Raw genomic sequence first — 24,931 nt, forward strand, 5'->3', positions numbered from 1 at the left:
TGTGACGCAGAGCGTCACGGGATGCATTCCCACGCAGAGCGTGGGAACGATCGTTTGCTGGCTACATCCCCTTGCGCCGCTCCGCCCGAGCCATGCGCTGCACTTCCTGCCGCACTTCTTCCAGCACTTCCTGCACATACAAGATGTGTCGACTGGAGATTTCCCGCGCCTGCTCCGCCCGCCCTTCGATAATCGCCAGGTACAATTCCCGGTGCTGCGTAATCAGCATGTCGCGGGTTTCGGTGCGTTGTTTGTACATGCCACCGATGTTGGTCACCACGTTGCGTTTGAGCAGATCGAACAGCCCGCGAATCGTATGCAGCAACACCGCGTTATGACTGGCTTCAGCAATGGCCAGGTGGAAACTCGCGTCCGCCGCGCCCTCTTCGGCCCGACTCACGTCGTCATGGCGCGAATAACAGTCCTGCAATACGTCAAACGCGGCCGTCAGCCGCTCACGGTCCACAGCGGTGGCGCGTAACGCCGCGTAATAGGCGCAGGACGCTTCCAGGGTGTGGCGAAACTCCAGCAGATCGCGCTGCGCTTCGGGGTTATTTTCCAGCAGATGCAACAGTGGATCGCTGAAGGTCGACCCCAACGAGTCGACGACATAATTGCCACCGCCCTGACGGCTGACCAGCAAGCCCTTGGCGGCCAGTTTCTGAATCGCCTCGCGCAACGAAGGGCGTGACACGCCGAACTGCTCGGCCAGTGCACGCTCGGCCGGCAAGCGCTCACCGGATTTCAGCGTGCCTTCGAGGATCATCCCCTCGAGCCGCTCGACAATATCGTCAGACAAACGGCGCTGACGAATCTGATCAAACCCCATAACTCAACTCTCCACGATCCCGACCACTCGCCGGGCTGCCTATTCTGGCCTATTGGCGCGGCGCCAGCACCCGGAAGGGCGACGCCCGATCAAACCGGTCAGCAACATTGCGTACGGCGTATTCGACAAAAGTTTTAAGGCGGCAAATTGACACACCGCACATAAGGCTTTTACCCTAGCCAACAGCGATTGTAAATTGGTATTACCAATTAACCAAAACCGCTGCCCAGTGTCTGACCAACAACAATTAGGGGCCACCCCATATGCAAACCTGGCAACAGCTCTATACCCCGCTCGGCAGTCTCGGCATCTCCGCCCTCGCGGCCGTCATTCCTATCGTATTTTTCTTCCTGGCGTTGGCGGTGTTCCGCCTCAAAGGTCATGTGGCCGGCAGCATCACCCTGGCGTTGTCCATTGCTGTGGCGATTTTTGCCTTCCAGATGCCGGTCGATATGGCGTTCGCCGCTGCCGGGTATGGCTTCGCTTACGGTCTGTGGCCCATCGCCTGGATCATTGTGGCGGCCGTATTCCTCTACAAACTGACGGTCAAGAGTGGCCAGTTTGAAGTGATCCGCAGTTCGGTCTTGTCGATCACCGATGACCAGCGTCTGCAGGTGCTGCTGATCGGATTCTGCTTCGGTGCGTTCCTCGAAGGCGCCGCCGGTTTCGGTGCGCCGGTTGCAATTACCGCCGCACTGCTTGTCGGCCTGGGCTTCAATCCGCTATACGCGGCCGGCCTGTGCCTGATCGCCAACACCGCGCCCGTCGCATTCGGTGCCCTGGGGATTCCAATTATCGTGGCCGGGCAAGTGACTGGCATCGACGCGTTCAAGATCGGCGCCATGACCGGCCGCCAACTGCCTCTGCTGTCGCTGTTCGTGCCGTTCTGGCTGGTGTTCATGATGGATGGCCTGCGCGGCGTTCGGGAAACCTGGCCTGCTGCACTGGTGGCCGGTTTGAGCTTTGCCGTCACCCAGTATTTCACTTCGAACTTCATCGGCCCGGAACTGCCGGACATCACCTCGGCCCTGGCCAGCCTGATTTCCCTGACCTTGTTCCTGAAAGTCTGGCAACCGAAACGCGCCGCCGGCCAACACATCGTCGGCGCCGTCTCGGCGTCCGTGGTGACCGCCAGCGCCGGTGGTTTCGGCCAGAAGCGCACCACTGTCGCTTCGCCTTATAGCCTTCTGGAAATCATCAAAGCCTGGTCGCCGTTCCTGATCCTCACCGTGCTGGTCACCATCTGGACCCTGAAACCGTTCAAGGCGATGTTCGCGGCCGGCGGCTCGCTGTACAGCTGGGTGTTCAACTTCGCCATCCCGCACCTCGATCAAATGGTGATCAAGGTTGCACCCATCGTGGCTGCTCCAACCGCTATTCCGGCGGTGTTCAAGCTCGATCCGATCTCCGCAACCGGCACCGCTATTTTCTTCTCCGCGCTGATCTCGATGCTGGTGTTGAAGATTAATATCAAAACTGGTCTGACCACTTTGAAAGAGACCTTCTATGAGCTGCGCTGGCCGATTCTGTCGATCGGCATGGTGCTGGCGTTTGCCTTCGTTACCAACTACTCGGGCATGTCGTCGACCATGGCCTTGGTTTTGGCTGGCACTGGCGCGGCGTTCCCGTTCTTCTCGCCGTTCCTCGGCTGGCTGGGTGTGTTCCTGACCGGTTCTGACACCTCGTCCAACGCGCTGTTCAGCTCGTTGCAAGCGACCACCGCGCACCAGATCGGCGTCAACGATGTGTTGCTGGTGGCGGCGAACACCAGCGGCGGCGTGACCGGCAAGATGATCTCGCCACAATCGATCGCCGTGGCCTGCGCCGCGACCGGCCTGGTGGGCAAAGAATCGGATCTGTTCCGCTTCACCCTCAAGCACAGCCTATTCTTTGCAACGATAGTCGGTTTGATCACCCTGGCTCAGGCCTACTGGTTTACCGGCATGCTGGTGCACTAAGTACTACAGGTTAAAAAGCAAAAACCGACGCCGGACCACGATTCCGGCGTCAGCAATTCACAACCCGGTCTGCAAGGCTACTGAAAGTTGCCCACACTATTTTCAGCAGCCGCAGCGGACGRATAACCGGGACCACCCGGAGACGCCTGATGAGCGAGCTTTTTTACAACGCTGTGCCGAACGCGACCCGCGTCGCCCCGCCACTGCCCGAGCCTCGGCAATACCCCAGCGAAAAACCGTCACGGGTCTACCTGTTCGGGACCTGCGTGGTGGATTTGTTCTACCCGGAAGCCGGGATGGACGCGATCCACTTGCTGGAACGCGAAGGCATTCGTGTCGAGTATCCGCAAGGGCAAAGCTGCTGCGGACAACCGGCCTACACCTCGGGTTACACCGAGCAGGCAAGGACCGTGGCGCGTTCGCAACTGGCGCTGTTTGCCGGGGATTATCCGGTGGTGGTGCCGTCCGGTTCGTGTGCCGGGATGTTGCGCGAACACTATGCCGACTTGTTCAAGGACGAGCCGCAGACGTTGATACAGGTTCAAGCCCTGGCGGCCCGTACCTATGAACTGGCCGAGTTCCTGTTGTTTGTCTGCAAAGTGCAACTCAAGGACAGCGGCGCACCGGTCAAAGTGGCGTTGCACACCTCGTGCTCGGCACGCCGCGAGATGAACACCCACCTGCACGGTCGCGAGTTATTGGCGCAATTGAGCAATGTGGAGCGGGTCAATCACGATCATGAAAGTGAATGTTGTGGCTTCGGTGGGACATTCAGCGTCCGAATGCCGGACATTTCCGGCGCGATGGTGGTGGACAAGACCCGGTCGTTGAAGGAATCCGGCGCGCACAAGGTACTCAGTGCCGATTGCGGTTGCCTGATGAACATCAACGGCTCGCTGGAGAAACAGAAGGAAGCGTTGCGCGGCCAACACCTGGCCAGTTTCCTCTGGCAGCGAACCGGAGGTGCCCGATGAGCACGTCCACGCTTATTCCGACGGTCAGCGTCGAAGAAGATTTTCGCGCCCGGGCTCACAAGGCTTTGGGCGACAAGCAGCTGCGAAACAACTTTCGCACGGCGATGGATTCACTGATGGCCAAGCGGGCAGCGTCCTTCAGCGATGCCCACGAGCGAGAACATTTGCGAGCGCTGGGCAATGCTGTCCGCGCCCGTGCATTATCCAAGTTGCCCGACCTGCTCGAGCAGCTTGAACAGAACCTGACCCGCAACGGTGTGACAGTGCACTGGGCGGAAACGGTGGACGAAGCCAATGGCATCGTCCTCTCGATCATCCGCGCTCACGAGGGGCGGCAAGTGATCAAGGGCAAATCGATGGTCAGCGAAGAGATGGAGATGAACCATGTCCTCGAGGCTCAAGGCATTGAATGCCTGGAGTCGGACATGGGGGAGTACATCGTCCAGCTCGACCACGAGAAGCCTTCACACATTATTATGCCGGCGATCCACAAGAATGCCGGTCAGGTCGCGTCCTTGTTCCATGACAAACTTGGCGTGGAATACACCAAGGACGTTGACCAACTCATTCAGATCGGTCGCAGAGTCCTGCGGCAGAAATTCTTCGAAGCGGACATCGGCGTCTCCGGCGTCAACTTCGCCGTGGCCGAAACCGGCACCCTGTTGCTGGTGGAAAACGAAGGCAACGGGCGCATGACCACCGCCGTACCACCGGTGCACATCGCCGTTACCGGCATCGAAAAAGTCGTGGAAAACCTGCGCGACGTGGTGCCGCTGTTGTCGCTGCTGACTCGCTCGGCGCTGGGTATTCCGATCACCACCTACGTCAACATGATCTCCGGACCGCGCAAGGAGCATGAACTCGACGGCCCACAGGAAGTGCACCTGGTCTTGCTCGACAACGGTCGTAGCCAGGCGTTTGCCGACAGTGAACTGCGCCAGACCCTGAACTGCATCCGCTGCGGCGCCTGTATGAATCATTGCCCGGTCTACACCCGAATCGGCGGTCACGCCTATGGGGAGGTTTACCCTGGGCCTATCGGAAAAATCATCACTCCGCACATGGTCGGCCTGGCGAAAGTCCCGGACCATCCCAGCGCTTCATCGCTTTGCGGTGCGTGCGGCGAAGTCTGCCCGGTAAAAATCCCTATCCCTGCACTGCTGCGTCGCCTGCGGGAAGAGAACGTCAAAGCGCCGGACAGCCCGCATCAAGTCATGCGCGGCCAGGGCAGCAAGTATTCGCGCAAGGAGCGGTTCCTCTGGAACGCCTGGGCCAAGCTCAACAGCTCGCCGACGCTGTATCGGCTGTTCGGTTTCTTGGCTACACGTTTGCGCGCGCTCACGCCGAATAATGTCGGACCTTGGACACAAAACCACAGCGCACCAAAACCCGCTGCCCGCTCACTGCACGATATGGCCCGCGAGCATTTGGCCAAACAGGGAGACCGCTGATGAGCGCCAAGCAAAATATCCTCGCCAAGTTACGCAAAAGTCTGACCGGCACCACGCCGGTGCCTGACGAGTTCGACGTCCAACTGGTGACAGCGCCCTACACCTACACCGCTGAACAACGCATCCCGCAGCTGCGCAAACTAATGGAAGCGGTGCACACCGAAATCCATTTGACGTCCGGTGAAGGCTGGCCTTCGCTGCTGGCTGAGTTATTGCGGGATCGCCAGTTGCCAAGCTTGCTGATCGCGCCTTCTACGCCTCACGGTCAACGCATCTCACAGCATTGGGCGAAGAATCCAGGGCTGCCAACGCTCAAAGCCTACGACCGCCCCATTGAAGAATGGAAAGCCGAGTTGTTCAACGACACCCCGGCCAGCCTCACCGGCACTCTCGGCGCCATCGCCGCGACAGGCAGCCTGATTCTTTGGCCGACGCGGGAAGAACCGCGCTTGATGAGCCTGGTCCCGCCGGTGCATTTCGCCCTGCTCAAGGCCAGTGAAATCCGCGACAACTTCTATCAGGTGCAGCAGGAATTCAACTGGGCCCAAGGCATGCCGACCAATGCGTTGCTGGTGTCCGGCCCGTCGAAAACCGCTGATATTGAACAGATCCTCGCCTACGGCGCTCATGGTCCGAAAGACTTGGTGGTTTTGATCCTGGAGGACCAATGAGTCTACCGGCGGCTTTCCTGAGAGATGCACAACAACTGATCCCCCAAGAGCGACGTTTCAACGACCCACTGTCGACATTGGCCTTCGGCACTGATGCCAGTTTCTACCGACTGATTCCGAAACTGGTGATTCGCGTCGAGTCGGAAGACGAAGTGGTTGCGCTGCTCAAACTGGCGCAACGGGATCAGGTTCCGGTGACCTTCCGCGCCGCCGGCACCAGCCTGTCTGGCCAGGCCATCAGCGATTCGGTGCTGATCGTGTTGGGGGATAACTGGAACGGTCGCGAGATCCGTGGCCAAGGTACGCAAATCCGTCTGCAACCGGGCGTGATCGGTGCGCAGGCCAACGCGTGGCTGGCACCGTTCGGACGCAAGATCGGCCCGGACCCGGCGTCGATCAACGCCTGCAAAATTGGCGGCATCGTCGCCAACAACGCCAGCGGCATGTGCTGTGGCACGGCGCAGAACACTTATCACACGCTGGCCGGCATTCGGCTGGTACTGGCCGACGGCAGCCGCCTCGATACAGAAGACGCGGCCAGTGTCGCGGCATTTCGACAAAGCCACGCCTCACTGCTGGAACGTCTGGCCACCTTGGGCCGTGAGACTCGCGCCAACGCCGAACTGGCTGCAAGAATCCGCCACAAATACCGTCTGAAAAATACCACTGGCCTATCACTTAATGCCTTGGTGGACTTCGACGAGCCTGTGGATATCTTGAGCCACTTGCTGGTGGGCTCCGAAGGCACCCTCGGCTTTATCAGTGCGGTGACCTACGACACGGTGATCGACCATCCGAACAAGGCCTCCGCACTTATCGTGTTCCCCGACGTGGAAACCTGCTGTAACGCGGTGACCGTGCTGAAAAGCCAACCGGTGTCAGCCGTAGAACTGCTGGACCGGCGCAGCTTGCGCTCGGTGCAGAGCAAACCCGGCATGCCCGCTTTCGTACAGCACCTATCGAACAATGCCTGCGCACTGCTGATCGAATCCCGCGCCGCATCGTCCACCTTGTTGCAGGAACAACTGGCGCAGATCATGGCGTCGTTGACTTCGTTCCCGGTGGAGAAACAGGTCGACTTCACCGAAGACCCGGTGGAAAACGCCCGCCTGTGGGCAATCCGTAAAGACACCTTCCCCGCCGTCGGCGCCGTGCGTAAAACCGGCACCACAGTGATCATCGAAGACGTGACCTTCCCGGTGGAACAACTGGCCCTCGGCGTAAACCGCCTGATCGAATTGTTCGACAAACATCACTACGACGAAGCGATCCTTTTCGGACACGCGCTGGAAGGCAATCTGCACTTCGTCTTCACCCAAGGCTTCAACAATCCGGAAGAAGTCGCACGCTATCAGGCGTTCATGGACGACGTGGCGCAGTTGGTGGCGGTGGAGTTCGGCGGTTCGCTGAAGGCTGAACACGGCACCGGACGCAACATGGCGCCCTTCGTCGAGCTGGAATGGGGCAGCGATGCCTACCAGTTGATGTGGCAGCTAAAACGCCTGCTCGACCCCAACGGCATTCTCAACCCGGACGTGGTGCTCAGCGAAGACCCGCAAATTCACCTCAAGCACCTGAAGCCGCTGCCGGCCGCCGACGAGATTGTGGATAAGTGCATCGAGTGTGGTTTCTGCGAGCCGGTGTGCCCGTCGAAAGGGCTGACCCTGAGCCCGCGTCAGCGCATCGTGATCTGGCGGGATATTCAAGCGAAAAAGCGCGCAGGCGTCGACACCACCGAACTCGAAGCGGCTTACGAATACCAAGGCATCGACACCTGCGCGGCCACTGGCCTTTGTGCGCAACGCTGCCCTGTAGGCATCAATACCGGCGAGTTGGTGAAAAAGCTCCGCAGCCGTAATGCCAAGCATGTGAAAACGGCTAACTGGCTCGAAGGAAATTTCGCCACCGCACTGCAAGGCGCCCGATTTACCCTGCACGTCGCCAATGGTGCGCGGATGCTGCTGGGAGCGCCACGCTTGGCGAAACTTTCGGCGACGCTGACGAAGCTGTCCAAAGGTCAGGTCCCGCAATGGACCAACGCCATGCCGCAGCCAGAAAAAGCTATTCGCTTCAGTCCGACCGTGTCAGACGAGCGCCCGCGGGTGGTGTACCTCGCGGCGTGTGTATCGCGAGTCATGGGCCCGGCGGCCGGTGATATAGAACAAATGTCGCTGTACGACAAAACCCGCAAGCTGCTGGAAAAAGCAGGTTACCAAGTGGTCTTCCCGGACAATCAGGACAACCTTTGCTGCGGCCAGCCATTTGCCTCCAAAGGTTACGCCGAACAGGCTGAACACAAACGCCAGGAACTGATCGGCGCCTTGCTGCACGCCAGCCGCGGTGGTCTCGACCCGATTTACTGCGACACCAGTCCTTGCACCTTACGACTGGTTGAGGATTTGGGCGAGGTTCGACTGGACTTGTACGACCCGGTGCGTTTCATCCGCACGCATTTGATGGATCGTCTGGATTTCACTCCGCAAGAAGCGCCGATTGCAGTGCACGTCACCTGCAGCACCCAGCATCTGGGCGAGAGCCAGGCGTTGATCGAACTGGCGCGCAAGTGCAGCAAAACCGTGGTTATTCCAGAAGGCATTCACTGCTGCGGGTTTGCCGGTGACAAGGGATTCACCACGCCGGAATTGAACGCTCACGCGTTACGAACGCTCAAGGACGCAGTGCAACAATGCAGCGAGGGCATTTCTACCAGCCGCACCTGTGAGATCGGTCTGACGCAACATGGCGGCATCGACTACCACGGACTAGTCTATCTGGTGGATCGCGTTACCAAGGCTAGGGTGCTGTAATTGCAGAGCCTCAAGGAAGGTGTATTGATGTGCCTATCTTGATGTTCTTGCCGGAATCGACAGCTCTACAGCAGAAAAACAGAACCCTGAAGTGCCGCCGCAGTCCACTGATCAAGTCCCGCTAATGTGGGACCTTCCCAATATTCGGTAGCCGATTTGATGGCCGGCAATGCCTGGCCCTTCTGCTCAAGGAGATACACATGAATCGTTCTGTTCTGTTAGGTCTGTTCATTACTGCTTCAATGATGGCTTCCGCTTCGTTCGCCGCAGAAGACCTCTGCGCAGTCAACCTGCAAACCATCCAAAACGGCAAGGCACAGATTCCTCCGGAAATGGCAGATCAGGTAAAGGCTTCCGTCGAGCAAGCTAAAGCCGATCAGGCAAAAGGCACAAAGGAAGGTACTAAAGCTTGCATAGACGAGACCAACGACATCATCAAGGCTGTCACTGACGCGCACAAAGGCGGGAAGTAACTCATCTCGGGGCCAACCTTCGGGTTGGCCTTCTACGCTTGGTTGGCGTACACTGCGCAGGCTTGTTGCTCACTTTGATTCACAGAGCAGCAGGCTCGGGGCCGTTTAGGATTCGACGCCGGTTGCGAAACTTTAGGTGCATGCCGAGTTGGTAACAGAACTCGTAAATCCACTGTTGCAACTTCTTATAGTTGCCAATGACGAAACCTACGGGGAATACGCTCTCGCTGCGTAAGCAGCCTTAGCCCTTCCCTCCTGGTACCTTCGGGTCCAGCAATCATCAGGGGATGTCTGTAAACCCAAAGTGATTGTCATATAGAACAGAATCGCCGTGCAGTACGTTGTGGACGAAGCGGCTAAAACTTACACAACTCGCCCAAAGCACCCTGCCCGTCGGGTCGCTGAGGGTTAACTTAATAGACACGGCTACGCATGTAGTACCGACAGCGGAGTACTGGCGGACGGGGGTTCAAATCCCCCCGGCTCCACCAAATAAAACACCTTCGAAGCCCGCCCAGTGCGGGCTTTGTTGCATCTGGGATTTCATATGTTGCTTAAGGTTGTTTTGGATTCATCCCGATTCATACCGGTCTAAGCGACATATCAGCCCCATCTCTCTGGCGTTCTGCCACAAACGGCCATCACCCTTTAGTCTGTTGTCCTTCATCACCTTTAGCCTGACTGCCCACCCGCTTCCGGGCAACCTCTTGGACATCTGTTGCTCCACAAACAGCGCAAATACAAGCTGTTCGTACATCGACCAGCCCATGAACCTGCGGCTGCGCGAGCAGCCCAGTAAACACGTGCTCCACTGCGACGGCATGGCCTGTGCAATGACCTGCATTCAGCCGTGTGCCTGCAGGCATGCGCCTTTCGTTTCCCGTAACAGGAGAGTTTGCATGACTGCCCAGGCTCAACACCTGCCGTCGCTGACCGCCAGCATCGACTACGCCATCCTGGCCACACGCTTTCGGCCCATTTTCGCCCGCATTGCCGAAGGCACCGTGGCCCGTGAGCTCGAGCGCACCCAGCCCTATGAACAGATCCAATGGCTGAAGGATGCCGGCTTCGGCGCCGTGCGTGTTCCCGTTGAACATGGCGGAAGCGGTGCTTCGCTGCCCCAGCTGTTCCAGCTGCTGATCGAGCTGGCCGAGGCCGATTCGAATATTGCCCAGGCACTGCGCGGCCACTTCGCCTTTGTCGAGGATCGACTCAATGCCCAGGTCAGCGGCCCGCAGACGGTTTGGTTTAAACGCTTTGTCGAGGGCGATCTGGTCGGCTGTGCATGGACAGAAATCGGCGCGGTAAAGATCGGCGACGTCATCACCCGCGTGTCCCGGCAGGGCGAGCAATGGGTGGTCAACGGCACCAAGTATTACAGCACCGGCAGCCTGTATTCGGACTGGATCGACCTGTTCGCCCGTCGTGTCGACACCGGCGCCGACGTCATCGCCGCGATCCGCACCCAGCAGCCTGGTGTGCACCAGAGTGACGACTGGGATGGCTTTGGCCAACGCACCACCGGCAGCGGTACCTCGATATTCGAGAATGCGCTGGTCGAGGAAGAAAATATCATCGACTTCGCCACCCGCTTCAAATACCAGACGGCCTTCTATCAGTTGGTTCTGCTTGCCGTACTGGTCGGTTCCGGCCGAGCTGCGCTGCGCGACTTCTCTGCAGAAGTGGGCAAGCGCACGCGGGTGTTCAGCCATGGCAATGCACCGTCCTCCAGCCAGGATCCACAGATCCTGCAGGTGATCGGCAAAGCCTCCGGTCAGGTCTACGCCAGCGAGGCCGCCACCCTGCGTGCGGCCCAAGCAGCGCAAGCGGCCTACCTGGCCCACTTCATCGACGATGCCGAAACCGAGCGCCAGGCCAATATCGCGGCGGAACTGGCATCGGCCCAGGCCCAAGTGGCGGCAGTTGACCTGGTACTGCGCGCCACCAGCGACCTGTTCAATACCCTCGGCGCGTCGGCCACCAGCACCGCCAAGCAGCTCGACCGTCACTGGCGCAACGCACGCACCGCCTCGTCCCACAACCCGGTGATCTATAAGGAGCGCATCATCGGCGACTGGCACGTCAACGGTACCGAACCACCCTACGTGTGGCAGATAGGCGGTGGCGCCAAGCAAGGCTGAAACGCAAGCGCCCCGTGTTTAACGGGGCGCCTTGATGCCGCATGGGCCGGGGCAATCAGTCCAGCAATGCGCCATTGAGATAGTGATCGCCCAGCCTGCGCCGCAGATGCGCCAGAGGCAGTGTCTGGCGTTCCACGGTTGGCCTGGCCAGCGATCGCCCGCTCAACTCCGCGTGCAGTTCGCTGGCCCGTTGTGCCGCCTCGGCGGCGGCCAGATGCGCTTCGATAATCGCCGCCGGCGAGCGCTCGACCCAGGCCAGCAAGGCCTCGGCAGCCGCGATCCGCACTTCCAGGTCACCGACACCGGCAATGGCCAGCGTATCGTCTTTCAGTGGGCCTGCTTGCAGATACTCGACCAATGACTGCTGGGCGTTACGGGCGAACTGCAAGTCGGCCTGGGTAGTTGGATAAGCCATGGGATGCTCCTTAGTTCCAGGAATGACGCGGTGGTTTGACACCATTGAGGCGCTGGTTGCCGATCAGATGGAATTTCCAGCGCACCGGGTCGTGCAGGGTATGGGTGCGGGCATTGCGCCAGAAGCGATCCAGCCCCTGACTGGCGGACACGCTACGGGTGCCGCCCAGTTCCAGTAACCGAGTCGACGCCAGCAAAGCGATTTCGGTGGAAAGCACCTTGGCCTGAGCGACGAGCACCGAGGCTTGGGCGACGCTGTCTTCGCTCGGCTTGGCAAGGGCCTGATCCACCGCCTGCGCCGAGCGCTGGAGAATGGCTTCGGCGGCGCGCAGGCGCCAGGCCAGGTCGCCGATCGCGGCTTGGCTCAAGGGGTCCTGCCAACCCTGGTCCAGGCCGCTATCGGCCCATGGCCGCGCCAGGCGTGCGACGCGCAGGGTTTGGGCAAAGGCACCGCGGGCAATGCCGGTGTCCACTGCCGCCTGGATAATCTGCGACACCGGCCCGTCGGCGGTGGGTTGGTCGTAGGCTTTCCAGGCGGGAATCACCGCGCTGCCCGGTACCCGCACAGCATCAAGCAGCACCTTGCCGCTGGCGGTGATGCGCTGGCCGAAACCATCCCAGTTGTCGATAACACGCAAGCCTGCCGTATCGCGCGGCACAAAAGCCACAAATGGCCGGTTGAGTTCGTCCACCCCGGCGACCGGCACAATATGGGCGAACAGGGCTCCGGTGCAGTAGGCCTTTTCACCATCGATGACGGCACTGTCACCGTCGAAACGGATCCGCGTTTCGAAGGCGGTGACTGTCTTGCTCTTGGCCTCGGAAAACGCATTGCCGAAGCGATACCCCGCAAGCACCTTAGCGAGGTACTCGTGCTTCTGCTCCTCACTGCCCGTGAGAATCAGGTTATTGAGCACACCAAAGTGGTTCTGCGGCAGTTGCCCCAGCGAAGAGTCGGCCGCGGAAATGATTGCCACGACTTCGGTCAGCGTGGTGTAGGAAACACCGGCGCCGCCATGGCTTTTCGGCACGGTAATGGCCCATAGGCCACTGTCGGAAAACCGTTCCAGCTCGGCCCAGGGCAGGCGTCGTTCACTGTCTCGCTCGACCGCCTCACGGGCGAAATCCTCGGCAAGCCGCTGCGCCACTTCGATGGCCTCGGCGTCACTGCCGATGATATGGGCTGGGCGCCGTGGCGCCGATGTGGCCTGCTCGGGCAGGCGGGACTGGGATATAGCACTCATGCTTGGACTCCATGCAGGTCAGGTGGGTGGAAGCTGGAGCACAGTCCGTACCAACCTTGAACAACTCGATTAATCAATCAGTTAGCCTGGTACGGGGTGCAGGCTCGAAGCCTGCCCGCAAGCAAACTGTTGAATAGCTGCTGCCCGGCGGGCAGCGTTACCGCTGGATCAGAGGCTGATATCCAGCGGCTAGCCGGCCTTGCCGCCGAGGTATGGCGCAAGGCAATTTGCAGGGGCTTTTCCGTCGCCCAGCGGCGCAATGCCGTCAGGGCAAAGTCCGGCACTTCATCAACAGGCCGGGGGTTGAGTTCATGCACGCTCATAAGAGGGCTCCTGCTGTGGCTCGGTGACTGCCTGGAGCTTGGCGAGGTCTCGATAGCCGGCTGCAGGGTGGTTGGCTGGCAGGTGCGGGCCAGCCCCGAAGAGTTTGTCGCGCAGGGTTCCGGCGGCATACTCGGTCTTGTACACGCCGCGCTTTTGCAGCTCGGGCACCAGCAACTCGACCACATCGCGGAACGTCTCGTGGGCCAGGGCATAGGCGAAATTGAAACCGTCCACATCGGTCTCCTCGACCCAGGCCTGCAATTCGTCCGCCACGGTTTGCGGGCTGCCTACGATCAGCGGACCAAAGCCACCGATGCCCACCCAGCTGGCAAGCTCGCGCACCGTCCATTGTTTGTCCGGATCGGCCGTGGAAAAGGCTTCCACCGCCGACTGGATTGCATTGGTATGAATGTGCTTGAGCACCTGATCAGGCTGGTATTGGCCGAAATCGATCCCCGTCCAGCCGGATAGCAGCGCCAAAGCCCCTTCATAGCTGGTGTAGGACTTGAGCTCCTGCCATTTGGCTTGGGCCTTGGCGTCGGTCTCATCGACGATCACGGTCTGCAGGTTGAAGATCAGGATCTTGCGCGGATCACGTCCGGCCTCTGCGGCGCGGCGCCGGATATCGGCCACAGCTTTCTTCAGAATCACCTTGGACGGCGCGGCGACGAATACGCACTCGGCATGTCCCGCCGCGAAGTCCTTGCCACGGCTGGACGCGCCCGCCTGGTAAAGCACTGGCGTGCGTTGGGGCGAAGGCTCGCAAAGGTGGATACCGGGCACCTGGAAATGTTTACCGTGGTGACGAATCTCATGGATCTTGCTCGGGTCGCTGAACACACGGCGCTCGCGATCACGCAACACCGCCCCCTCTTCCCAACTGCCTTCAAACAGCTTGTAAAGCACTTCCAGGTATTCGTCAGCGTAGTCATAGCGAGCATCGTGGTCGCTCAGCGCTTTCTGGCCAAGGTTACGTGCGCCACTGTCCAGGTAGGACGTGACGATATTCCAGCCGATCCGCCCCTTGGTCAGGTGATCCAGTGTCGACAGGCGCCGGGCAAAGGGATACGGATGCTCGAAAGTGAGCGACGCGGTAAGGCCAAAACCCAGGTGCTCGGTGACCGCCGCCATCGGCGTGATCAGCGCCAGCGGATCGTTCACCGGAACCTGGGTAGCCTGGCGGATTGCTGCGTCGCCATTACCATTGAGCACGTCATAGATGCCAATCACATCGGCGATGAATAAACCGTCGAACTTGCCACGTTCCAGCAGCTTGGCCAGATCTGTCCAGTACTCCAGATCCTTGTATTGCCATGAACGATCCTTCGGGTGCGCCCACAGACCCGGTGACTGGTGACCGACACAGTTCATCTCGAAGGCGTTCAAACGGATTTCACGTGGCATGGGGCTGCTCCTGTTCAACTAAATGCCATGGCACCTTTCGATGCGTTTCAAGTTAGCTAAACAGGATTCGTGCCAAGTACAAAAATCAATGAATTCAATTGGTTATGTATTCATGAAAGAAGAGGAATAATGCCTGCCCGACAACAGCCTGTTGAACAGCTGCTGCTGCAGGAACAGCCAGCAACACACGGCCCGATTGAGACACCAACGAAGCCCGTCCCGTGCAGGCTTTGTTGCATCCGGGGTTTCACATGTAGCTGAAACAGGCCACAGCGACTTTTCAGCAACATCCTTCCTCCGGCGCTCTGCCGACCCATTCCCTCCCTGCTACGCTGATTAACGACACGGAGGAAATCCCATGCCGAACTCAGACCTACTCCCTTCCCTGCTCTTCAAGCTCAATGAAAACCAGCTCGCCCTTGAGGCTGCCATCATGGAGCTGTCTAACTGGGTCGAGCAGCGCGGATCGGCCGACGTTGCCGACAACGTGCGCGGCTCCCTGGACACTATCGACAAGAATGAAGAGTTCATCAAAATGACGCTTGCGGTAATGATGGCGCCGGAGTGACTGCCCGGTGTCAAATCCCACTTCCGGCGTCCTGCCGACCGAGCACCCCACCTGTACAAAGGCTGAGCAGCCAGATGCAAGTCATGGCACATCCTTGAAGAAAACGTGCTGGCCCAGCGTCAAGATCGCCTCGCGGCAGATTGTGCGTTAACGCACTCAAGAACCGAGCAGCCATAGGAAATCGCGGGCTTGCAGGCCTGTCGATTTTGCAGTTCCAAACCGATATAAAGCCCAAATGGAGATTTATGCGGTACGCCAATAACAACCCCAAGAGGGAAAAATGATCCCCCGGCTGAACCATCTGATACCGCTATTCAGCGATATCGGTGACGATCTCCACAACTGGATTCGACGGTTCAACACAATCAGACCTACGCTGTAGTACTTCTCCCAAGGATGGCGTCATGAAATTCAAAATACTGCTTGTCGCGTTAACCCTCGCCCAGACAACCGGTTGTGCGTACTACAACGACCGCACCACCGACACCAGCAAGAACGGGCGGATTGCCTGCGATGCTGAACCTGCCAATCAGCCGGGCTGTTATACGAAGCAGTCGAAGGATTGGAGTTGGGGTGGGTTGAAGTTTGGGGTTGGGGCTTCGAACTAGTGTCAGCAAGGGACAGGTCCTACAGCTCTCGTGAGTTTGGGGATTGTTTCCGACAGGTTTTGACGGTTGTTGTGTGGGAAGCAGAGTCCGTAGGCTTCAGGGACCGCCGGAATACTGGCAGGAAACAACGCTGACGGGCCGATTCCAGCTAACGAGGCCGATTCGGATCAAACAGTGCAGTGGAATCTGAAAGCAGATATGGAAATTTAAATGACACTACTCAGCGATGCGTTGATCGCGCAGCTCCTCACTATGGATAAAGTGGTAAAAAATCCTGGAGCGAAACCAACCATGTTCAAAAAATCGCTGAGATTCAACTTCGCTGTGCAGTCGTCTGATGGCACTCATGCATTTGAGCTCTATACACGACAGAACCAGATAGACCCGGATGCCTTTTCCTGTGGCCTGACGTTCTATCCAGGGCCTGGTGACAAGGGAATCACGCTCACAAGGTATAACGGCGGTTATCACGTGCATCGCAACCCATTGGAGGGCGATGAAGAAATCCGAAACCTTTGTCATATCCACTTAGCGACAGAGCGTTACATGGTGCAGGGTAAAATCGACAAGTTCGCCGAGACGACCACCCGCTACAATGACCTCCGCGGTGCTTTGACTTGCTTGCTCGCTGACTGCAACATCGCTGGGCTGGAGCTAGACTCCAAAATAGATGATCACTCACTGCAGATACCTCTCTTCGAATGAACGACTTGGCAGCATTACGAAAATCGCTATGCACGGCGTTCTGCGAGGACGTGGTTATCAGTGAGCGGGGTGACCTGCTGACCGTATCAATCCCGTTGACTGCGCGGGATGGAGATTGCTTCACCGCCTATTTGAGCCGAAAAAATGGTGGTTGGCGGGTTTCCGATGCGGCCAACACGATGATGCGGCTTAGCTATGAAAATGACCTGACCAAACTGCTGACAGGACCGAGGGCAAAGCTTTACGAGTCGATTTTGGCCGAAAGCGGCTTATTTGAGGACGATGGCGAGATCTATATCGACGTTCCTGCTGACAAACTCTCTCGGGGTATTTTTGCGTTAGGCCAAGGTCTGTGCAGAGTCGAGGACATCGCCCTCTGGACCAAAAGTCGAGTAGGGTCGACTTTCGCTCACGATTTGCGTGAGCTGTTGAATTCGTTCGTTCCCAAGGAAATCATTGAGGAAGGCTACGTCCCCGAAATCTACGGCGGAGATGATTACGCCGTTGATTTTCGGATAAAAACCGAGGGCAAGCCGGTATTTCTTTTCGGCGTAAACGGGAGGGATAAAGCTCGGCTTACGACAATTACGTTGCTTCACCTCAAACAGGTTGGAGTCAAATTCGACTCTATTATTGTCTGCAATGACTTTTATGATCTCCCTAAAAAAGATGCCTCGCGACTGATGTCGGCAGCCAACGATGTTGTACCTTCGATTTTAGACACGGCATCGATCATCGAAAAAGTCAGGCATCGCATGGTGTAGCTACATCAAACTTTCATTTCAGGATTAAACGAGCTCGCGCCTTCAGATTTGGTCCCGACAAAACCCGCCAAGTGCGGGTTTTGTCATTTCCTGGGTTTGGTATTGATACGGCTTTTAAACAAAACAATTCYGCCCTTCCTACAGACACTGTGGTTTTTGTAGAGATTTCCGACAGGTTCTGGCGGTTGTCGGGTGGGAAGTGGAGTGGATAGGCTTTGTCGGTCGCGGCATATCAGCGACCGGGTCTGGAAAACCCGAAGATAATTCGACTTGTCCCCATGGCATACTGTGGCGCTTTTTCGACCTCAGTTTTGAGTTATGGCGGCTGTACGTGGGAGACCTTCGGGTCTGCCGGGTTTTGTCCTTTTGTCTCGGTTTTTCCAGTCCGCGTACAGCTGCCACCCTTTCGCCTGGAAAACGAAAAATGGCAGCACCACTTCCATAGCTCAAAAGGTCTTTGCCATGATTAAAGAAACCCCAAATCCGCCTGCCGCGGATGACGTCTCCTCCTACGAATCCCCCGACTCCAAAAAGCTCAATGACGCCGCCGACCGCGCGCTCAATCACTACCTCAATCCCTCCGCCCTCAAATCACCCGTGACCCGCAAGCCAAGCACGATGTTTTTCGTCTCGCCGGATATCAACGACGAAGACCTGTTGGCGCATGCCTGTGAGTCGTTGGCTTCGGCGAGTGTGATGACGAGTAATTTTGCGGGGTATCTGGAAGGGCCGCATCGGCACACGGCGATGGCGATTCAGCAGATTGTGATGTTGGCGGAACTGGCGGTGAATCGGATGCTGGATAGCGTTGAAGCGCCGAGATCGTCGCCACACCGCTGATCCACCTGTGGGAGCGAGCCTGCTCGCGATGGCGATGTGTCAGTCGACATCCATATTGAATGTACGATAGCTATCGCGAGCAGGCTCACTCCTACAAAGGCAATTCCAGTGTTAGCCGGGATTTAAACCACCTTCAACTCCACCTCTACATGCCCACGCGTCATCCGCGAATACGGGCAGATCTGATGCGCAGCCTCAGCCAGTTCACGCTTCACCCCCGCTTCCAGGCCGGGAATGTTGACGTTCAACCTGACCGCCAACTGAAATTCCCCGCCACTGGTTTTACCCAGATCCACCTCGGCATCCACCGATGTGTCTTCCGGCAATTTGATTTTCAGCTTGCCGGCCGCCACCTGGATCGCTCCGATAAAACAGGCCGAATAGCCGAGGGCAAACAGTTGCTCCGGATTGGTGCCGGGCTTGCCCGAGCCGGGGGAACTGAAGGTGACGTCGAGTTCGCCATCGCTGGACTTGCCGGTGCCGGTGCGGCCGCCGACGGTGTGGGTTTTTGCGGTGTACAAAACGGTTTCCAATGCAGTACTCATGACCATGACTCCTGATGGGAAGCGACAGAGTAGGCAAGCCTAGCAGCGCAGCCTCTGCTCACCGGTGACGTTGGTCGGTTTTGTGTCTTCGCAGACCCGCCGGGTTTTATCTATCCTTTCGCTCCAGGTCCTTTCAGGAAAAAAACATGAAACGCTGGATCAACGCCGTTCTGTTGGCCGTGGTTTCCACGTTTGCACACGCCGCCACCGAGCTCGCGCCCCGTATCGAGCACGTCCCATTCGATAAAGGCGCCGATAGCGTCAAGTTCAACCAATCGATCAAAGGCCCGCGAACCGCGCAGTACCGCGTCAATGCGAAGGCTGGTCAGATACTGACCGTCGACCTCAAGCCTTCCAACGCATCCGCCTACTTCAACATCACCGCCAAAGGCGCCGACTCTGCGCTGTTCAACGGATCGATCATGGGCAACCACTTCATGGGCCCGTTGCCCGTCGATGGCGAATACACGGTTCAGGTGTACCTCATGCGCAACGCTGCACGGCGCAACGAGGTCGCCTATTACAGCCTTTCAACGAACCTCAGCCCCGTGACGGACAGCGCCCAACCGTTTGATCAGACACTCGAACTGCAAGGCATACGTTTTCATGTGAAAGGAGAATGGGTCGACGGAAATCCTGTGGTGCGCATTTCGCCTCAAGGATTGGAAATCGACAATTCAGAGATCACTCGACCGCTCACCGGCAACATCGCACGCGCGGAAGTCGCCGACCTGGATCGCGACGGCTCACCGGAGATTTACGTCTTCGCCCGATCACCCGGGCGCGGGATGCCRGGGGAGTTGGTCGCCTACTCGGCCAACCGCAAAAAATCSCTGAGCGAGATTTATCTTCCGCCCGTGAGTGAGAACGCGAAATTGGCGCAGGGGTATCAGGGGGAAGAAGAGTTTGCGGTGGTGGAGAACGTGTTGGTGCGCCGGTTTCCGATTTATGAAAGTGCGGATGTTGAGGCGGGGCGGACGGGGAGGATGCGGCAGGTTCAGTACAGGTTGGTGGCTGGGGAGGCTGGGTGGGTTTTGAGGGGGGAAGAGGTCACTGAATATTGAGAATTGGAGCCGGTCACGTGCTCGATATGTACGAAGCTTGGGTCGATAAAATTGGCTACCATATCCCTGAGCGACACACGCGAGCAGATTTAATGGCTCAGCTTGGGCTAGGATCAGGAGCACATTAATGATGTCGATCAAGCCAGGTATTACCAAGGGTGCCAAGAGCCCTTTGCCGACTTTATTCGTAACGCCAAGTCAGAGCAAAAAAAGCGCGTCTACAGCGAAGTGCTGGCAGAAGCCACCAAGCAGCAGAACCTTGTGATGCTGGAAGCGGAGGCTAAACGAGGTTAACCCACTGCTTAGATAAGAAGCCCACCCAAGTGTCTAATGCTGTTCGTTTAAAGAACGACACAATTCTGTAGCAGCTGGCGCAGCCTGCGTCCGGCTGCGTAGCAGTCGTGAAATCAAACGATTCGGTGTTTCAGGAAATCCGCGCGTAGAGGATTTACGGCTGCTACGCAGCCGGACGCAGGCTGCGCCAGCTGCTACAAGGTTCGCGTTGACATAAGTGAACAGTATTACGCCCAAGTGTCGGTTTTTTTTCGCTCACTTTTGGCAAGCCATCGTCCCATCACATCGACCTAGATCTTGCTACCCCCCCACTAGAAAGGGGTAATGCTCTGATTCGCAAGCCATCCACATGGATGTAGTCCACATCCTAGGAAACTTCCCGCAACTCGTATCGACTTTCATGAACTGGCGGAAGCGGTTCTGCGTCGATAGCCTTCAGATGTCGCTACAAAACAGCGATCGGCTTTGACAGGCTGAAAACCATAAACTTTCACTCTTCCGGATAAAACGGCATGCTTACGCATGTGCAGTTTTTTCATGGCGGTTGTGCGTGGGGCATCTTCGGATGCACCGGTTTCTGGTTTGCCGGTCTGTCAACCCGCGTACGGCTGCCACCCTTCCCTGTTTGACAGCAGGGGCGTGGCAGCTCCTTGAACAAACCGGAGATGCACCATGAAAAAACACAGCCCCAATCCACCGGATTCTGCAACAGAATCTGCCGATTTGTCGGCACTCTCAAAAGCCACCGAACGCACCGTCAGCGCTCGTCTGCGCAACCCAAAACGTCCCGATCCCATCAGCCACGTCTTCACCCTTCTCCCCGACATCGACTCCCCCACCCTGCTCGCTCACGCCTGCGAAACCCTAGCCTCGCTCAACGTCATGACCACCGACCTCGCCTGTGAACTCGAAGGCTCGCGTCGTAACGCGGCACTAGCAATTCAGCAGCTGAGCGTACTGGCCGAGCTGTTAGTAAACCGTGCACTGGACAACGTCGACCCGCCCGATGGGCTACCTGAGGTTCCATCCGCCAGCCAACACTGAATGGTCGCGCTCGTTTACCAAATGGAGAGTTTTTCATGGATCGATACATGCCTATCACCGGCATCGACTGCACCATCGCGTCGTTGCTGATTGACACCGAAGCACCGCTGGACGTATTGCACGAAACCGCGGCTTACCGCATCCGCACCGCGACTCAATTGCTGGAGAACATCGCATTTGGCGAGGGTGTTCACAGTGAACTCGCGAGGGTACTGGTGACGTCGCTACGCGATGGCTGCGACTTGATGGATGTCGTCGGTCGACGATTGCGGGCACAGGTTTGAGCGATTGAATAGTAAGGCGCTTGGCGAGAACACCGCAGGCGCCTTTTTTTGTGATGTTCCGTATACGCAACATTAGGAGCTGAATGTTGCGTATACGACACACGACAATCGCCCGCGTCCACAACCATGAACGCCCCGCTCAACCCCTTCAGACAATCACACACTCCCCTTCTACACTCAGTACGAATTCACCTCATAACGCCAACCAAAAAGAGCCCCCATGACCACCCTCGAAGACCGTTTGAAGCAAGGCAAGGATGCTCGCAAAAACTGCTTGCGCAGTGCTCAGGCGGTCATGGGGAAAGTAACGCGTGATCCGCTGCCGTTGATCAAGCGGTCCAGCGAGGGCCGGATCAAATCGCTTGTCGAGTTACGGTACGGCCGCATGCTTGTGTCGCCGTTCGCCTTCTATCGCGGCAACGCCTTGCTGCAAGCCCACGACTTGGCCGGCACGCCTGACATGGGCCTGGTATCGACGATCTGTGGCGATTGCCATCTGATGAATTTTGGCGGTTTTGCCACGCCCGAGCGCAATCTGCTGTTCAGCGTGAATGACTTCGACGAAGCCCACCCCGGCCCTTGGGAATGGGACCTGAAACGTCTGGTGGCGAGTTTCATGGTGGCAACGCGGGACCTGCGTCACGGCGAGACGGTGGAAGAAACCGTCTGCCGCCAAGTGGTCGGCGCCTATCAGGAGACCATGCTGGAATGCGCCCAACAAAGCTCACTGGATAACTGGTACGAATCCATCAGTTACGATGATTTGCTCAAGCAGGCGAGCAAAAACACACTGGAGCATGTGGAGCGCGCCATCGAAAAAGCCGAACGGCGTACCCATGCCGAACTGCTGCCGAAAATCAGCGAACGTCACGCGAAAGGTCATTTGGTTATTCGCGATGACCTGCCGGAAATTTTCCACCTGCACAAAAACACCACGCTGCTGGATGCCGACGATGACTGGCTGCGCCTGTCGGACTGGCGCCCGCTGTACGACACGTTCATGAGTGACTACCGAGCCACGCTGCAAGCTGACCGTCGTGAACTGCTGTCACGTTTTCACGTTCACGACATGGCGTTCAAAGTGGTGGGCGTAGGCAGTGTCGGCACGCGCTGCCTGGTGGCGCTGCTGACGGATGAACAAGAGTTCCCGCTATTCCTGCAGTTCAAGGAAGCGCGGCGTTCGGTGCTCGCCGATTACGTGAAGGCGAAATCACGTGTCCGGCATAACGGTCAGCGCGTGGTCGATGGTCAGCGGTTGATGCAATCGGCCAGCGACCTGTTCCTCGGCTGGACCACCGGTCCCAGCGGTCGACACTTTTATGTGCGCCAGTTGCGCGATATGAAGATCGCAGCCGAACTGGAAACCTTCGACGCCGAAGCATTTGCGGCCTATGCACGCTTGTGTGGTCGCGCCCTCGCCCGCGGCCATGCCAAATCATCCGGGCACGCCTCGCAGATCAGCGGGTATATCGGCAAGAGCGATGCATTGGCGCAGGCGCTGGTCAAATATGCAAAAAGCTATACCGACCAGAATGACCGCGACTACGAACGATTCCAGCAAGCCTGCCGCAAGGGCCAGTTGCGCGCGCGTTCGGAGGCGGACTTTGCGGCGGATCATTTGCCGTAAACGCACGAGCCCGCGGGCGTTCATCTACATGAACTTTTCTTCACCCCGTTGCACCTCAACAATCGGTACATTGCCCTTGCTCTTCAAGAAACTACAGTTTGCCCGCCCTCCCGCGGGCTTTTTTTTGCCTGAAAGAACGGACAACGTTTCACTGGCTGTTTTTCACACGGTGGTGGGTGGCGAAGCGTCCAACGTCGCGGTCAAGCCCCGCGATACTGAACCCTTCTTCAGCACCGGCACGTCCAGCCTTGCCCGCCCGTAAAACGCCAGGGCCGTCAGCAAGCACGCCAGCCAGACGAAGATCCCGGCCCAGAAAGTGTGGGACATGTAGTGCCAGCCTTGCAGAACTCGTGTTGTGCCATAGATGAAACCGAGCAGCAACGAGCCCCACAGCACGGCTTTGGAATAGCGCCACTGGTAGCGGCGCGCAACAAAGTACAGCGCGAGCATGGTGAACCCGCCCGACGCATGCCCACCCGGCCAGCAGCGACCGTCGCCGGCTTCACGGAACAGCTGGAAGTTGTTGTACCACTCCATGTGGGCAATCTTGCCACCGTAGATAGTCGTTTCAATCGGGCAGTACACGCTGGTGTGCGCCTTGAGGAAATGGATCACGCCGGTGCAAACGGCAAACGCCACCACCACAAAGATAAAGTCACGGCGATGGTCATAGGTAAACCGCAGCACGGGGGCGGCTTTGATCCGCTCCAGAAATTGACCGATACGCGGGCGCTTTTGCGGGTTGACCAGTGGCCAGACAAACGAAAGCAACATGCCGATCAAGGCAATTTCAGCGGTCCAGTTGGGAATGATGCGCGCCCACTTGTGGGTGATCTTCTCGAAGAGGTGAACATTGTCGAGCGGGAAAGTCTGGGTGACCGGATCAAAAAAAAGATTGTTGAAGGCGATGTCGATGGTGGTCATGTCGAACATCAGGAAAACCGCGGCCGCGCAAGCTAGCGCAATACCGAAGTTCACCCAGTAAAAGCGGTGTCGGGAAAAATTCAGCATTGTTAGTCCTGATCTAGAGGTAAATTCATTCGGTGGTCACCGTCTGCCAGTCGGAGGCGTCAATGAAGCCCAGCATATGTGCCGCTTGAGGCGTTGGCGCGGTGATAAACAATGAGGCGCCATAACCCAGGGTTGAGGTTGGCAACTTGAGGTCCTTTTCGAGTTGCGTCATGCATTCACTGTGGGTCACCAGAATCAGATTGCGGCCCGCTACTTTATGCGCCAAAGCATCACGCAACATAGTGCCCTTGCAACTGATTAGCCAGTCCTCCCCGACGCCTGTCTTGCTGAACATAAAATTGGCGGTCTGCGCAGCACGCAGAATCGGACTGTGGTAGATGTCGGCCTTGTTCAGCCCGAGGCGCTGGAACTGCGCACCCACACTGACCGCAACGCTTCGAGAGCGCTCCGTGATGCCATCGTTGCCCGCCAGGCAAGGGGCTGGGGAGTGATCGCAACGTTCGACATGACGAACCAGCACGATCATGTCGCCCTTGGCCCAGCCGTCCGCTAACGTCTTGGCGCCCGCGACATTGCCATGGGCCAGGTCCGGCACGGCGGCAGGCTGCAACAGCCATACCGTCAACGGGATCACCAGCAGCGCGGAAGCCAGCATCACTGCCACATTGCGATAGCGGGCATAGCGGCTCAAATCAATCGAGCGTTTTATCCCGAGCAGGTTCAGTCTCAATTCCACATCAAACCGCCTCGCCGGCACGTACAGCTCTCATTAGATCCCGAGAGAGTAACTAAGCGTGCGTTAGCAACCGGTGAACGTAATGTGAAAAAAAGCTTAAAACCTGCACAAAGTCTTGTTCCAGGTTCCGCCCTGAAAAATCCTTTCAGCTCTTGCAAATGCGGCCTGATGAAACCGCCGCATCCAGTAT

The 24,931-nt window shown here is 57.9% G+C and carries 24 protein-coding genes and 1 other RNA gene; 17 read left to right on the top strand and 8 right to left on the bottom strand.

The annotated features are described in order from the left end of the window. Nucleotides 1-61 precede the first annotated feature (61 nt). Nucleotides 62-829 (bottom strand): GntR family transcriptional regulator, encoded by a 768-nt coding sequence (locus tag AC1DSG_RS10595; RefSeq protein ID WP_477790837.1) that lies wholly within the window; start codon nucleotides 827-829, stop codon nucleotides 62-64. A 263-nt stretch (nucleotides 830-1,092) separates the two neighbouring features. Between AC1DSG_RS10595 and AC1DSG_RS10600 the strand changes: the two genes are divergently transcribed. From AC1DSG_RS10600 to AC1DSG_RS10635, 8 genes are all read left to right on the top strand, one after another. Continuing rightward, nucleotides 1,093-2,787: a lactate permease LctP family transporter gene (locus AC1DSG_RS10600; protein ID WP_477790838.1), complete on the top strand. Its 1,695-nt coding sequence runs from the start codon at nucleotides 1,093-1,095 to the stop codon at nucleotides 2,785-2,787. A gap of 149 nt (nucleotides 2,788-2,936) precedes the next feature. Beyond that, nucleotides 2,937-3,761: a (Fe-S)-binding protein gene (locus AC1DSG_RS10605; RefSeq protein WP_477790839.1), complete on the top strand. Its 825-nt coding sequence runs from the start codon at nucleotides 2,937-2,939 to the stop codon at nucleotides 3,759-3,761. Continuing rightward, complete coding sequence (locus AC1DSG_RS10610; RefSeq protein WP_477790840.1) at nucleotides 3,758-5,212, top strand: LutB/LldF family L-lactate oxidation iron-sulfur protein; 1,455 nt, start codon at nucleotides 3,758-3,760, stop codon at nucleotides 5,210-5,212. Before AC1DSG_RS10605 ends, AC1DSG_RS10610 begins: the two co-directional genes overlap by 4 nt. Further along, nucleotides 5,212-5,883: a LutC/YkgG family protein gene (locus tag AC1DSG_RS10615; protein ID WP_477790841.1), complete on the top strand. Its 672-nt coding sequence runs from the start codon at nucleotides 5,212-5,214 to the stop codon at nucleotides 5,881-5,883. The genes AC1DSG_RS10610 and AC1DSG_RS10615 overlap by 1 nt, the downstream gene beginning before the upstream one ends. Further along, on the top strand, nucleotides 5,880-8,690 hold the full coding sequence (locus AC1DSG_RS10620) for an FAD-binding and (Fe-S)-binding domain-containing protein (protein WP_477790842.1): 2,811 nt from the start codon (nucleotides 5,880-5,882) through the stop codon (nucleotides 8,688-8,690). Before AC1DSG_RS10615 ends, AC1DSG_RS10620 begins: the two co-directional genes overlap by 4 nt. A gap of 200 nt (nucleotides 8,691-8,890) precedes the next feature. Next, on the top strand, nucleotides 8,891-9,163 hold the full coding sequence (locus tag AC1DSG_RS10625) for a hypothetical protein (protein WP_477790843.1): 273 nt from the start codon (nucleotides 8,891-8,893) through the stop codon (nucleotides 9,161-9,163). Nucleotides 9,164-9,260: 97 nt separating this feature from the next. Beyond that, nucleotides 9,261-9,654: a transfer-messenger RNA gene (gene ssrA, locus AC1DSG_RS10630) on the top strand. Nucleotides 9,655-10,062: 408 nt separating this feature from the next. Next, nucleotides 10,063-11,304, top strand: a complete 1,242-nt coding sequence (locus AC1DSG_RS10635) for an acyl-CoA dehydrogenase family protein (RefSeq protein ID WP_477790844.1) — start codon at nucleotides 10,063-10,065, stop codon at nucleotides 11,302-11,304. Nucleotides 11,305-11,359: 55 nt separating this feature from the next. Here the strand turns inward: AC1DSG_RS10635 and AC1DSG_RS10640 are convergent, their stop codons facing one another. The 4 genes from AC1DSG_RS10640 to AC1DSG_RS10655 form a co-directional block, all read right to left on the bottom strand. Next, the gene (locus AC1DSG_RS10640; RefSeq protein WP_477790845.1) at nucleotides 11,360-11,719 is read right to left on the bottom strand and encodes a hypothetical protein; all 360 of its coding nucleotides are present in this window, start codon (nucleotides 11,717-11,719) and stop codon (nucleotides 11,360-11,362) included. Nucleotides 11,720-11,729: 10 nt separating this feature from the next. Further along, the gene (locus tag AC1DSG_RS10645) at nucleotides 11,730-12,962 is read right to left on the bottom strand and encodes an SfnB family sulfur acquisition oxidoreductase (RefSeq protein ID WP_477790846.1); all 1,233 of its coding nucleotides are present in this window, start codon (nucleotides 12,960-12,962) and stop codon (nucleotides 11,730-11,732) included. A 77-nt stretch (nucleotides 12,963-13,039) separates the two neighbouring features. Next, nucleotides 13,040-13,285, bottom strand: coding sequence for a hypothetical protein (locus tag AC1DSG_RS10650; RefSeq protein WP_477790847.1), 246 nt, complete (start codon nucleotides 13,283-13,285; stop codon nucleotides 13,040-13,042). Then, nucleotides 13,272-14,690: an LLM class flavin-dependent oxidoreductase gene (locus tag AC1DSG_RS10655; RefSeq protein WP_477790848.1), complete on the bottom strand. Its 1,419-nt coding sequence runs from the start codon at nucleotides 14,688-14,690 to the stop codon at nucleotides 13,272-13,274. The genes AC1DSG_RS10650 and AC1DSG_RS10655 overlap by 14 nt, the downstream gene beginning before the upstream one ends. 358 nt (nucleotides 14,691-15,048) lie before the next feature. On the opposite strand from AC1DSG_RS10655, the gene AC1DSG_RS10660 reads away from it, so the two are divergent. From AC1DSG_RS10660 to AC1DSG_RS10680, 5 genes are all read left to right on the top strand, one after another. Then, nucleotides 15,049-15,258 (top strand): hypothetical protein, encoded by a 210-nt coding sequence (locus AC1DSG_RS10660; RefSeq protein WP_477790849.1) that lies wholly within the window; start codon nucleotides 15,049-15,051, stop codon nucleotides 15,256-15,258. A gap of 404 nt (nucleotides 15,259-15,662) precedes the next feature. Then, nucleotides 15,663-15,866: a hypothetical protein gene (locus tag AC1DSG_RS10665; protein ID WP_477790850.1), complete on the top strand. Its 204-nt coding sequence runs from the start codon at nucleotides 15,663-15,665 to the stop codon at nucleotides 15,864-15,866. 210 nt (nucleotides 15,867-16,076) lie between these two features. Beyond that, nucleotides 16,077-16,571, top strand: a complete 495-nt coding sequence (locus AC1DSG_RS10670; RefSeq protein WP_477790851.1) for a DUF6978 family protein — start codon at nucleotides 16,077-16,079, stop codon at nucleotides 16,569-16,571. After that, the gene (locus AC1DSG_RS10675; RefSeq protein WP_477790852.1) at nucleotides 16,568-17,335 is read left to right on the top strand and encodes a DUF1828 domain-containing protein; all 768 of its coding nucleotides are present in this window, start codon (nucleotides 16,568-16,570) and stop codon (nucleotides 17,333-17,335) included. Before AC1DSG_RS10670 ends, AC1DSG_RS10675 begins: the two co-directional genes overlap by 4 nt. A 462-nt stretch (nucleotides 17,336-17,797) precedes the next feature. Then, nucleotides 17,798-18,175, top strand: coding sequence for a DUF6124 family protein (locus tag AC1DSG_RS10680; RefSeq protein ID WP_477790853.1), 378 nt, complete (start codon nucleotides 17,798-17,800; stop codon nucleotides 18,173-18,175). Nucleotides 18,176-18,297: 122 nt separating this feature from the next. Here AC1DSG_RS10680 and AC1DSG_RS10685 read toward each other — a convergent pair whose 3' ends face one another. Next, the gene (locus AC1DSG_RS10685) at nucleotides 18,298-18,720 is read right to left on the bottom strand and encodes an organic hydroperoxide resistance protein (RefSeq protein WP_477790854.1); all 423 of its coding nucleotides are present in this window, start codon (nucleotides 18,718-18,720) and stop codon (nucleotides 18,298-18,300) included. A 146-nt stretch (nucleotides 18,721-18,866) separates the two neighbouring features. Between AC1DSG_RS10685 and AC1DSG_RS10690 the strand changes: the two genes are divergently transcribed. The 4 genes from AC1DSG_RS10690 to AC1DSG_RS10705 all read left to right on the top strand — a co-directional run bounded on the left by AC1DSG_RS10690 (nucleotide 18,867) and on the right by AC1DSG_RS10705 (nucleotide 23,033). Beyond that, nucleotides 18,867-19,784: a hypothetical protein gene (locus tag AC1DSG_RS10690; protein ID WP_477790855.1), complete on the top strand. Its 918-nt coding sequence runs from the start codon at nucleotides 18,867-18,869 to the stop codon at nucleotides 19,782-19,784. A gap of 966 nt (nucleotides 19,785-20,750) precedes the next feature. Then, nucleotides 20,751-21,122, top strand: a complete 372-nt coding sequence (locus AC1DSG_RS10695) for a DUF6124 family protein (RefSeq protein WP_477790856.1) — start codon at nucleotides 20,751-20,753, stop codon at nucleotides 21,120-21,122. Between the two features lie 35 nt (nucleotides 21,123-21,157). Then, entirely contained in the window at nucleotides 21,158-21,406 is a 249-nt protein-coding gene (locus AC1DSG_RS10700; RefSeq protein ID WP_310334327.1) for a hypothetical protein, read from the top strand. Between the two features lie 220 nt (nucleotides 21,407-21,626). Beyond that, nucleotides 21,627-23,033 (top strand): DUF2252 domain-containing protein, encoded by a 1,407-nt coding sequence (locus tag AC1DSG_RS10705; protein ID WP_477790857.1) that lies wholly within the window; start codon nucleotides 21,627-21,629, stop codon nucleotides 23,031-23,033. A gap of 162 nt (nucleotides 23,034-23,195) precedes the next feature. On the opposite strand, the gene AC1DSG_RS10710 is transcribed toward AC1DSG_RS10705, so the two are convergent. Continuing rightward, on the bottom strand, nucleotides 23,196-24,044 hold the full coding sequence (locus AC1DSG_RS10710) for a phosphatase PAP2 family protein (RefSeq protein WP_477790858.1): 849 nt from the start codon (nucleotides 24,042-24,044) through the stop codon (nucleotides 23,196-23,198). A 25-nt stretch (nucleotides 24,045-24,069) separates the two neighbouring features. Then, nucleotides 24,070-24,741: a lipopolysaccharide core heptose(II)-phosphate phosphatase PmrG gene (gene pmrG, locus AC1DSG_RS10715; protein ID WP_477790859.1), complete on the bottom strand. Its 672-nt coding sequence runs from the start codon at nucleotides 24,739-24,741 to the stop codon at nucleotides 24,070-24,072. Between the last annotated feature and the right edge of the window lie 190 nt (nucleotides 24,742-24,931).

The sequence above is a fragment of the Pseudomonas sp. P5_A12 genome, assembly GCF_056400685.1.